Source organism: Antrihabitans cavernicola (assembly GCF_008297975.1).
Taxonomy (GTDB): Bacteria; Actinomycetota; Actinomycetes; order Mycobacteriales; family Mycobacteriaceae; genus Antrihabitans; species Antrihabitans cavernicola.
Genome location: NZ_VLNY01000009.1, coordinates 13,924 through 24,674 on the forward strand (window position 1 = coordinate 13,924; position 10,751 = coordinate 24,674).

General features: G+C 63.6%; 9 protein-coding genes and 2 pseudogenes. 5 read left to right on the top strand and 6 right to left on the bottom strand.

Annotated features, from left to right (window positions below; genetic code table 11):
- Positions 1 to 2: 2 nt before the first annotated feature.
- Complete coding sequence (locus FOY51_RS18185) at positions 3 to 2,336, bottom strand: FHA domain-containing protein (RefSeq protein ID WP_149431684.1); 2,334 nt, start codon at positions 2,334 to 2,336, stop codon at positions 3 to 5.
- A 54-nt stretch (positions 2,337 to 2,390) separates the two neighbouring features.
- On the bottom strand, positions 2,391 to 3,434 hold the full coding sequence (locus tag FOY51_RS18190; RefSeq protein WP_149431685.1) for an FHA domain-containing protein: 1,044 nt from the start codon (positions 3,432 to 3,434) through the stop codon (positions 2,391 to 2,393).
- A 291-nt stretch (positions 3,435 to 3,725) separates the two neighbouring features.
- On the opposite strand from FOY51_RS18190, the pseudogene FOY51_RS28190 reads away from it, so the two are divergent.
- From FOY51_RS28190 to FOY51_RS18210, 4 genes and pseudogenes are all read left to right on the top strand, one after another.
- A pseudogene (locus FOY51_RS28190) lies at positions 3,726 to 4,207 on the top strand (DUF7373 family lipoprotein); the annotation flags it as partial.
- Between the two features lie 48 nt (positions 4,208 to 4,255).
- Positions 4,256 to 4,729: a DUF7373 family lipoprotein gene (locus FOY51_RS28195; protein WP_442862203.1), complete on the top strand. Its 474-nt coding sequence runs from the start codon at positions 4,256 to 4,258 to the stop codon at positions 4,727 to 4,729.
- Between the two features lie 28 nt (positions 4,730 to 4,757).
- The gene (locus tag FOY51_RS18205) at positions 4,758 to 6,026 is read left to right on the top strand and encodes a DUF7373 family lipoprotein (protein ID WP_149431688.1); all 1,269 of its coding nucleotides are present in this window, start codon (positions 4,758 to 4,760) and stop codon (positions 6,024 to 6,026) included.
- Positions 6,027 to 6,080: 54 nt separating this feature from the next.
- On the top strand, positions 6,081 to 7,625 hold the full coding sequence (locus FOY51_RS18210) for a serine/threonine-protein kinase (protein WP_149431689.1): 1,545 nt from the start codon (positions 6,081 to 6,083) through the stop codon (positions 7,623 to 7,625).
- Here FOY51_RS18210 and FOY51_RS18215 read toward each other — a convergent pair.
- Positions 7,618 to 8,211 carry a TetR/AcrR family transcriptional regulator gene (locus FOY51_RS18215; RefSeq protein WP_149431690.1) on the bottom strand — a complete coding sequence of 198 codons (594 nt, stop codon included), beginning with the start codon at positions 8,209 to 8,211 and terminating at the stop codon, positions 7,618 to 7,620. The genes FOY51_RS18210 and FOY51_RS18215 overlap by 8 nt on opposite strands.
- A complete protein-coding gene (locus tag FOY51_RS18220; RefSeq protein ID WP_149431691.1) occupies positions 8,204 to 9,040 on the bottom strand; it encodes an alpha/beta fold hydrolase in 837 nt (278 codons plus the stop codon). The genes FOY51_RS18215 and FOY51_RS18220 overlap by 8 nt, the downstream gene beginning before the upstream one ends.
- Before the next feature lie 431 nt (positions 9,041 to 9,471).
- On the opposite strand from FOY51_RS18220, the pseudogene FOY51_RS27655 reads away from it, so the two are divergent.
- A pseudogene (locus FOY51_RS27655) lies at positions 9,472 to 10,018 on the top strand (IS30 family transposase); the annotation flags it as partial.
- Positions 10,019 to 10,101: 83 nt separating this feature from the next.
- On the opposite strand, the gene FOY51_RS18230 reads toward FOY51_RS27655, so the two are convergent.
- Both FOY51_RS18230 and FOY51_RS18235 read right to left on the bottom strand, forming a co-directional pair.
- Positions 10,102 to 10,383, bottom strand: coding sequence for a WXG100 family type VII secretion target (locus tag FOY51_RS18230; protein WP_149431692.1), 282 nt, complete (start codon positions 10,381 to 10,383; stop codon positions 10,102 to 10,104).
- Positions 10,384 to 10,416: 33 nt separating this feature from the next.
- Entirely contained in the window at positions 10,417 to 10,749 is a 333-nt protein-coding gene (locus FOY51_RS18235; RefSeq protein WP_149431693.1) for a WXG100 family type VII secretion target, read from the bottom strand.
- Positions 10,750 to 10,751 lie beyond the last annotated feature (2 nt).

Here is a 10,751-nt window from a genome sequence, read left to right on the forward strand (position 1 = left end):
TGCTACTTCAACGCGAGCTTGCGCAGGGTCACCAAGGCAAGAACCGAACCGACCACAATCAGCATCACCACATCCAGCAGCCAGATGCCTGCGCTGTGCTGCCAGAGCGAATCTGCTTGTGCGGTAAGCACGTTGGTGCGAACGTCGATGGTCGACGCACCCGCGGCGTAGCCCCAACGGGCCGGGAACAGCCAGGAGAGTTGGTCAAGGACCGCACGCCCGGTGACCGGGATCAGGCCGCCGCACATCACCAGCTGCGCCATGATCGTCACCACCAGCAAGGGCATCACCTGTTCGCTGGACTTCGCGACGGCGGACAGCGCCAGGCCCACCATCACACAGCAGCACGCCGTCAACGCGATGTCGACGAACAGCTCGACGCTCCCGCTCGGCAGCACCGCGCCCGCACCCGGTGCGCTCTTGCCGACGAGCACGATCGCCACCAGCACCGCCGATTGCACGACCGCCGCCAGGCAGAACACGATCACCTTCGCGAAAAGGTATGCGGTAGGCAACAATCCGACTGCGCGCTCGCGGTGATAGATCGTTCGCTCACCGACCAGGTCGCGAACCGACAGCGACGATCCCATGAAGCACGCACCGAGAATCAGCAGCACCATGATCTGGCCCGCCTCGGTCGGCGCATCGGCTCCGGCAAGCCCGAAACCCGCTTTACCCGGCACCACGAGCGACAGCACACCGAGCACGAACGGCAGCGCAACCAAGAACGTGAGATAGCCACGATCGGCGATGATCAACCGCAACTGGCGGCGCGCGACCGTCGAGATCTGCTTGCCGGTGCTGGTGTGCGCAGGCGCACCGGGTGGACCGTAGGCGGGCGCCGGAAGTGGCGGTACCTGCCGCTGGGTGTTGCGCGCCCGGAAGGCGGCGAACACACCGTCGGGGTCGGCGGCGACGCGCGTGAAGATCTCCGCCCAGTCCGTGCTCCCCATTGCCGCGCCGACGCCGGCGGGATGTCCGCAGTAGGCGGTCTTACCGCCAGGCGCCAACAACAGGACCTGATCGCACATGTCCAGGTGGGTCAACGAGTGTGTGACGACGATGACGACGCGGCCCGCGTCGGCAAGCTGACGCAGCATCACCATGACCTGGCGGTCGAGCGCGGGATCGAGCCCCGACGTCGGCTCGTCGAGGATCAGCAACGACGGGCCGGTCAGCAGTTCCAACGCGACCGAGGCGCGCTTGCGCTGGCCACCGGAGAGCCGGTCCACGCGGGTGTCGGCGTGCTCGGTGAGCGACAACTCCCCCAGCACGCCTGCGATCACCTGATCGCGGTCGGCGGTGGTGGTGTCCGGCGGCAACCGCAGTTCGGCGGCATACCGCAGGGCCTGCCGGACGGTCAGCTGACGATGCAGCACATCGTCCTGCGGAACCATGCCGATTCGACTCCGCAACGCCTGATACTCGGCATGCAGATTGCGGCCTTCGAAGGTCACGGCACCACCCGACGGCGTTGTCGAGCCGGCGACCAGCTTTGCGAGAGTGGACTTTCCGGCGCCGGAGGGGCCGATCATCGCGGTCAGCGATCCGGGCCCCGCCGCCATCGACACGTCGACCAGCAGCTGCTTGTTGCCCTCGACGACGAAGTCGATGTTGTGCAGGCTCAAACCCGAGGCCGCGGTCGCGCGCTGCCGGAACTGCAGGGTGCCGTCGGCGACGACGAAATCGACGTTGCCGATCGTGACGATGTCACCCTCACGCAGCAGCGACTTGTCGATCCGAGCACCGTTGACGAATGTCCCGTTGACGCTGCCGAGGTCTTCGAGAACCAGTCCGTCGGTGTTCGGCAGCAGCCGCGCGTGCCGCCTCGACGCCAGCACATCGGGGACGACGATCGAGTTCTCGCTGGTACGCCCGATCGACAATCCGCCGGTCGGAATCCGCATGCCGCTGCTGATCGGTGCACTGGCCGCCCGTTGGCGAACCGGCGGCAGCTGCGACGTGTTCGCCTTCATCGTCAGCTCGGGCCGCGGCACCTGCGGTGTCGGAGCCTGCGGGGCGGACGCCTGCTGCGGAATCAGCGCGACGATCGGTCCGGTTGTCGGGTCGCCGAGGCGGATCTGGGTCGCGCGGTCCAACCGAATCGGCTGCGCAAGGCGACGTCCGTCGAGAAACACGCCGTTGGTGCTCCCGTTGTCCGAGAGGACCCAGCCGTCTTGCCACGTCACCTCGGCATGGACGCGCGACACCAGCGCGCTGTCGACGAACAACGCGACCCCCGGCGCGCGACCGATGGCGATCGGCTCTCGACCGTCGAAAATCCGGTCGACGCCGGCATGGCGGACCGTGATCGTGTTCTTCCCCCGTGCAGTCATAGCAGCGGATCCTATTCGACCGGTGTGTCGGCTCCGGTCGCACGCCCGCCTATCTCAGCCGTTGACCCCGACCAGCCGGAATACCCGGCTTCCGATCATGATTTCGGTCCCACGACCGATCGCGACGCGGCGTTGTGCGCCCACCGGATGCCAGTCCTGCTGACCGGGCATCCGAACATGAGTCCCGTTGGTCGATCCTCGGTCGACGACGATGACGTCCCAGTCCACGAGGTGAATTTCCGAGTGCGCGCGGGAGATCCCGCCGGACGAATCATCGACCCGAATGGGGACGAGGCCGCGCTGGGCAGGCTCCGATCGTGCCGGGTCACGGCCGATCACACAGTCCGCACCGAGCGGGTAGGAGGTGCCGTCGTCGAGCAGCAAGGCTCCCAGCGGTGGCCGAATCCCCTCGATCAGCGATTGCGACGTCCGATCCACCGATTGACCGCAGGCGGCGCACATCGGGGAGCGCGGATCGTTCAAATGTCCTGCGGGACAGACGAATCCTCTGACTCTGGCACCGGCGCTCGCCGCCAACTCGGTCCGATCGAGCCTGGTGTCCGATGCTTCGACGGGCGGCGCTGCTGCGATGGGCGGCGTGAACCATAGGACGGCGCCGGATCCCGGCAGTACGCCCTCCGCCACCGCCGAAACGCCTTGCTCCGCGGGTATCGCCGGCTTCGCGTCGTCGACGAACAACCCGATCGCGCGAAGCGGTCCGCGAACAACGCGATCCACCGTGAATCCGGCGTCGCTCCCGCGCAGGGGTTCGCCTTCGGGAAGCACAGCGGTGACCGCACCACGCAGAAACACGCCAATGCCGTCGCCTGCCGGTACCAGCACGCCGAAATCGACGTCGTCGCCGCGCGCAATCGCCCACTCGGTGGCAGCGCGGGCGACCAGCTTTGCCGGCTGTGCGCCGTCACGAGCGACAGCGTCGCGAACCAGGTCAAGCAGGGCAGCGAGATCCGCCGCGGTCGACGACCCGGAATTCAACTCATCCTCGCCCCGATTCGAGACGACGACCACGGAGTTTGCGGTGCATCCGACCAGATGCCGACCGGGAATCACCTCGATGCGAGGGCCACTGTTGTGCACGGGCAAAGCCTACCGTCGGGGTCCTGCGGTAGATTCTGAGCACGTTTGAGGGGACGAGGGGGATTTATGGTGCAGAACAAGCATCGGTCGACGCGTGCGCGAATGACGCTGGTGATAGCGCTGGGAGCGGCTCTGAGCATGAGTTCCGCCTGCTCGTCGCCGGTGACCGGCAAGGCGGGGCCGAGCGAGATCGACGTTCGCAAGCTGGACGTGGGCAACTACGTGACCGAGCCCGCGATCATGGGGGAATACAGCATTCCATCGCATTTTGCGGCCATCGAATCGGCCCGGATGGCCGACGCAGTGGTGGATCCCTTCGAAGCTGATCCGGCACTGAAGTTCGGCTGGGGCGCGAAGATGATCACCGACTCGGACAGCGCGATCGATCTTCTCGCGAATGTAACAAGCCAACCGTCGAAAAGTACGGCCTCATTGCGGGGTTCGCCGTCTCGGTAGGTGACGTTGCGCCGCCCTCGACGAGTAAGCCTCTGCCCGGCAAGCAAAGTGTGATTACCGTTTCGGTTTTCCGGTTTCCGAGCGACACCGCCGCGAGCGATGCTGCCCGAGAAATCGATGCAGTCGACGCCGCGCGCAACAATGAGAACGTCTCTGTGAAGATCGACAACCACCCGGACGCGCACAGCCACTGGCGACCCACCGTGCCGTCCATGGCTTCCACGTCGGCGCACGGACCGTTTGTGATCAATATTTACACCGAACAACGAAGCCCAGATCAGCACTCGTTGAGTGATTCGATCGAGAAAGTCCTCGACAAGCAGATCCCGCGGCTGGACGAGTTCAGTCCGACGCCAGTCGACAAGATGAACGACCTCGTGGCCGATCCCGACGATCTGCTGACCCGCGTGGTTATGCAGTACCCGGCACCGATCGGCACTCCGGACGTCAACGACGCCGTTGTTTATACGGACCGCGGATATTTACTCCTTGCCGGCGCGAAGAGCGAGACGTCTCAGCGCTTCGAGAAGACCGGTGTCGATGCGGTTGCGATGCTCCAGGGTTCGATCCTCGCCCGCACCCGTGACGACGAGGCCGCCAAAACCTACGTCGATGACATCGTGGCGGCCAATTTAGACCGGAACAGCGAGTCCACGCCGCCATCCGGCGTGCCCGACGTGAAATGCATCAGCCTGACCAACCCCAGCCCACTCGACGAGAAGCCTTACAACTGCATCGTCCGCTACCGACGGTTCGTCGTCGTCGTCAACAGCGCACAGGAAGTGGACGTTCAGCAGAAGGCTGCTGCGCAATACGCATTGCTGGCCAACTCTCAATAGACATCAAACGCGAGGCTTCAGTAAAATCATGTACGCAGGAACCAAAATTCGAACGGCTTCCATCGCCGTGATTGCCTCAACATTGCTAACCGTGACCGCATGTTCAGCCGGGATCGACGGCTCTGCCGTGCCACAGTCGGCAAATATCGATCTCAACAAACTCGACTTCGGCAACTACCCGACTCGGCTGATCCACCGTTTCGGCAACGCAGGAGACCAGCGGGAAGGCGCCCAGGTCGAATCGAAGCGGATTGCAAACTACGTTGCCGACCCGTTCGACATCGATGCGCGCCTGAAAACCTTGTTCCAGCCCAGCGGGATCGTCCGAGACGCCTCAGCGGTGTCGTTCTATACCGCAGGTGGCACGCTCCCTGGTACCGATAAGCTGGCAAAGCCCGCTAGCGACCACAACCTGATCGGTGGGTACTCGGTCGTACGCGGCGATACGACCAAAAATCCTTCCCTCACGGTCCGCAACACGGTGCTGCGGTTTCCTGACGATGTGTCCGCGCGCTCTGCTTCCACAGAACTCGAGCAAGCGCACACTGAGTGGGTGACCGAGAGCCATTTCGAGTGGGTGAAAGGCGATCTCACGCCGCTTCAGCTAGAGAAGTACCCCGAAGCGAAGTCGCACTGGACACCGGGTGAACATCCCACAATGGATTCCTGGCAGGCACACGGTCCCTACGTCGTGTACGTGAGCGCGGAAGCGAAAAACGATGACATTCCGACAGTTTCGTCCATCATCACCAAAGCTTTCGATATCGAATTTCCTTTGTTGGACGTGAGCACACCCACACCCGCCGACAAGATCGCATCGATTCCGCTCGATCCGGACCTGTTGCGCGGCCGGACGCTCCCGTTCGCAGCGAACGAACAGTTCAGCATCAACCTCGATGCCGTATACGAGCCGCGCGGAGTATTACACCTCTCGCCCGACGTAGAACGTGATCGAAAAGAGTACGAGAAAACCGGAACCGACAAAGTGTCCCTCTCCAATGGCACCGTGTATCGGACCCGTGACAAGAATGGTGCGCAGACATTGCAAACCATGACGGTGCGAGATTTCAGTGACGACTACAAGCCCATCCAGTCGCCGCCGGAGATGGCCGATGCTCAATGCCAGGAACGAAAACTCGCCAAGTTACAGGCCGGCACCCTACCCCCCGATCCCGAATCGCGATTCGTATGTTCGCTAACGTACGACCGATACTTCGCATTCGTGCGGAGCGCCCAGCAGCAGGACGTGTATCAGAAGGCTGCAGCTCAGTACGCACTTCTGGTCAACTCGCAGTAGATCGTCGCGCTCGGCGAGCGCATGCGTGAGGTTGTGAAAGGGAGGTACCGGCCGATGCCGTTGAGACCGGGATCGATGGTCGGCGGGTACCGAATTCAGCGGGTGCTCGGTGCGGGCGGAATGGGCACCGTCTACCTCGCCCAGCATCCGGTCCTGCCCCGAACCGATGCGTTGAAGATTCTCAGCGGCGACCTGTCGTCGGACGACGAGTTCCGGGCGCGCTTCGAACGTGAGGCCAATCTCGCAGCCGGACTGGACCATCCGAACATCGTCTCGGTCTACAACCGCGGCGAAGAGGACGGCCAACTCTGGATCGCGATGCAATACATTCCGGGCACCGACGCCGGAGCCGAAGTAAAGAAGGGTCCGACGGTCATGCCGCCGGATCGCAGTCTGCGCATCATCTCCGAAGTAGGCAAGGGGCTCGACTACGCGCATCGGCGCGGGTTGCTGCATCGCGATATCAAGCCCGCGAACTTTCTGCTCTCCGACAGCGACGGCGAAGAACGCGTATTGCTGACCGACTTCGGCGTTGCGAAGACCACCGACGACAAGCAGGAGCTGACGCAGACCGGCAGCATCCTCGCCACCATGGCTTACGCACCGCCAGAACAGCTTTCGGGCTCACCGTTGGACCACCGCGCCGACATCTACAGCCTCGGATGCTCGCTCTACAAGCTGCTCACCGGCCAGAACCCGTTCCCGTCACAGCTGCCTGCTGTGGTGATGATGGGCCATCTGCACGAGCCGCCGCCGCGTCCGAGCGTCACCCATCGCGGATTGCCACCGGCCATCGACAACGTGATCGCGAAGGCGATGGCAAAGGATCCTGCCGCCCGCTACGGGTCGTGTCGCGAACTGTCCGACGCCGCGGCCGCCGCGCTGCGGCCGGGCAGCAAGGCCGCAGACTTTCCGCCCGTCGCGCACTACGCACCGACCTACACACCTCCGGCAGCCGCCGGCCCCGATTACTCCGAGAACGCGACGACGGTCAAGCGCCGCCCACCGAGCTCGGGTCGCGGGAAATGGATTGCGGCAACGGCGACCGCGTGCGTCACGGTCCTCATCGCCGGGCTGGTGATCTGGGGCGTCACTCGCAACGGCGACAACTCGTCCGACGCGAATGCCGCTGCAGAGACCTCCACATCGGCGGCGTCCTCGGTGGACCAGATCCGTAAGGACAACCCCCAGTTCGAAGGCAAGACCCTCACCGCATTCGACTTCGACGGAACCACGCTGGCCGAGAAGGTCGACGTACAGCTCGGCGGCTCTTCGCAAGCAAACTTCTTGCAGGACATCGGATTCACCTACAACCTGCAGTATGCGAACTCCAGCGGCGAGCCGTCGCCGCGTCCGCTCGATCTCGACGCCACCTCGCTCATCGATCTGAAGTCCGACATCGTGTTGGTGTTCCGTTCCGACGATCAGGCCGGTGGCGGCGGCCTCCGTGGCTTGCCCGTCGAGATCTCCAGCACGCGGGCGAAGGTCATCGCCATCGACGATCCGGCAACCGTTGTCGCCTTTCGCAATTGGAGCGATCGATCGCAGGGCGTGATGATCGACAAGTTGGTGCCGCTGTTGTCGAACCGGATCAAGTAGCCGCGCGCTCGACGGTCAGCGGTGCAGCAGCCTGCAGACCGTGGTCGACGAGGTCGACCATCCAGGAAAAGCTGTCGTCGACGTTGGTATCGAGCTGGAACCCACCCATGGATTCGAGCGTCGCGAAGCCGTGCAGCAGGCTGCGCAGCATGCGCAATGCGTGGATCTGGACGTTGGGATCGAGCTGGTATCCGTGCAGTGCCGCCGAGAACGAGTCGAGCATGCGGTCGATCGCCGGGGCGAGCGGGTCGTCGGCCCCGATCACTCGGGCCAGGTTTCCCGCAGCGTAGCGACCGGGGTGTTGCTGGACGTAGGTACGCATGGCTTGTGCGGCGGCGACGAGAGAGTCTCTGCCTGCGCGACCCTGCGTGGCATCGCGCACCGCATCGCCGAGTTCGATCGCGGCTAGAACGGCGATCCGGTGCTTGAGATCGTCCAGGCCATCGACATGTTTGTAGAGCGAGGGAGTCTTGACCCCGAGTCGCTGCGCCAGCATCCCCATGCTGAGGGCAGCGACTCCGACCTCGTCGACCAACTCGGCACCAGCCTCGGTGACCGAGGCTGCGACCAGCCCTGCCCTAGGCACCGGTAAGAGTCTTGGCGAGGAAAGGCAAGGTCAGCGCAACAACCTCGTCGGGGACCTGCGCGTGCGGATAGTGGCCGACCCCGTCGAGAACCACCAACTCACCAAGACCTGCTGGAAGGTCGGCGACGATCTTTTCGCCCTCGGCACGAGGATCGGCCCAGTCGGGGTCGGCACTGCCCTCGACTACCAGGACCGGGCATTCGACGTTGCCCAGCTGCGCGCCTGCATCGGTGGGCTGCGACTTGCACATCGCCTGCAGCGCCTTCATCCGGCCCGGCTCGCGGAGCTTCGCATCGATGCGAGCCGATTCCGCGGCCCAGTCGGCGGGCTTGGTCGGGTAGGCCAGGTCGAGATACTTCTGCCAGCTCGACAGGCTTCCCATGATCATGGTTGCGATCAAGCGCATGTTCCCGGTTCGGTAGCGCTTGTCCGACAGCAGTGCACCGACGGAAAACGATTGTGCGCGGGTGAACGGGGCGAGCTCGATGACACCGGTTACCTGATCCGGCGCGGTGGCGGCGGCGATGGTCGCGGCACCGCCACTGATCGACTGGCCGATGATCACCGCAGGCCCACCGAGGTGGCGGATCAGGGCGACCAGATCGCCTGCGATGTCGGTGCGGCTGTATCCGTCCCATCCCAGGCTGGAGTCGCCGCAGCCGCGAATGTCCACGTTCGCGACCCGGTAGCCCTTGGCGGCCAGAGCGGGGGCGAGGAAGCGATACGAGTGGCGGCTGTCGCCGATACCGTGAGCGAGGACGACCAGGGGGCCCTCGCCGCTCACGTCGTACGCGATGGTGTTGCCGTCGATGGTCAGCTGCTCTGTCATGAGTCTCTCCGATGAATTATAGCTAATTTGGATAGCTTAAAGCTAATTCAATTAGCCAACTCCGTCAAGGGGCACGATCACGCGCTCGACGCCAGACAGAGAAATACCCCGGAAGCTGGCGGGTTCACATGATCGTCGCAACACTCTCGATTGAGCCCGCAACACGCGGATCCACCCGGACGGCGGGTCGTGGACTACAGCACCGGACCGGTCTACAAAGCTTCTGTGACCAGTGTGATCTGCGATGATGCCGCCCGACCCGCGCTCGGTACCTTTCGATCGAGGATCGGATCGGGAAGAACGTCTCGACCGTCTCGCGAGAGATCCGCGAGTGCAGCATCGGCGGGCGGTACCTGCCGTTTCGGGCCGATCGGGTGGCCGCTGCGGCTCGGGCACGGCCGAAGCAGTCCAAACTGGTGGTGAACGCGGTCCTGCGGGCAGCGGTCGAGGAAGGGTTGTCACGAAAGTTCTCACCGGAGCAGATCTCGCACCTCCTCCGACGGGATCACCCCGAAACGGTCTACCAGGCCCTCTACTTCCAAGCCCACGGCGGGCTGAAACGTGAAGTGCGACAAGCACTCCGAACGGGACGCACGAGACGCAAACGCAATGCTGCTCCATCTCCCGAACAGCCACGATGCCGAATCGGTACGGGATGCGCTCATCGCGGCCGTGAACGAGCTCCCAGCACACCTTCGCGGGTCGTTGACCTGGGATCAAGGCGCGGAGATGGCCCGCCACAAGCAGGTCAGCATGGCCACCGACATGAACCGTCTAATTCTGCGATCCGGGCAGCCCGTGGCAGCGCGGGAGCAACGAGAACACCAAGGGGCTGCTCCGGCAGTACTTCCCGAAGAGCAGCGACCTCAGCATCTACGGACCAGAAGAGCTCGAACATGTCGCCCAGGAACTCAACGGCCGCCACGCAAAACACTCGGCTGGGATACCCCAGCCGAGCGTATGCGTGATCTAATCACCGCCAACCAACAGCAGTGTTGCCTCGACCCCTTGAAACCGCCCAGCTCTACTTCTACCGGGGCATTTCTGTGGTTGTTACCGACTCACCACGAGCTGGCAGCGCGGTTTTCGGTGTTGTGCATGTCCTCGCCCGCGTTACGCGCGGTCGCGGAAATCTGGCGCAGAACATCGTTCATTTCGAACTGCGCCTCGTCCCATCGGCGCTGCACATCTGCGAATGCATTCTGCGCGTTGCCATCCCACGAGGCCTTCAGCCCGTTGACGTAGTTCTGCAGTTCGTCGTGCCGGGCGCTGATCTGCGAAGACTGACCGTTGAGTGCATCAGCAAGCGCTGAAATCGACGCGAAGTTGTAAGTCATCGACATGGTGGCGTCCTTTCTCGTTTGTTGGGGATCTGACTAGCTGTTGATGCCGAGGCTGGGAACGCCCGATGGAATTGCGCCCTGGAGTTGTTTCACCAGGTCCTCGTTCGACTGTTCGGCGTCGCTGTAGCCCTTGCCGTTGGCGCGAATGTTCTGGGCGATCTCCGAAAGCGACTGATTGAGCTTCGCCATCGCATCCGTGTAGCGAGCGTTGAGTGCCACCATCGCGATCGCAGCGGAGCCCTTCCAATCGGCCGCGTGCACCTCTGAATCGATCGCTTGCATCACCTTGCTCAGCTCATCATGAATCAGGTCCACATGGGTGGCCGATGCCTGCATTGCGGCAACATCGCTGACAACTTTGGACATTC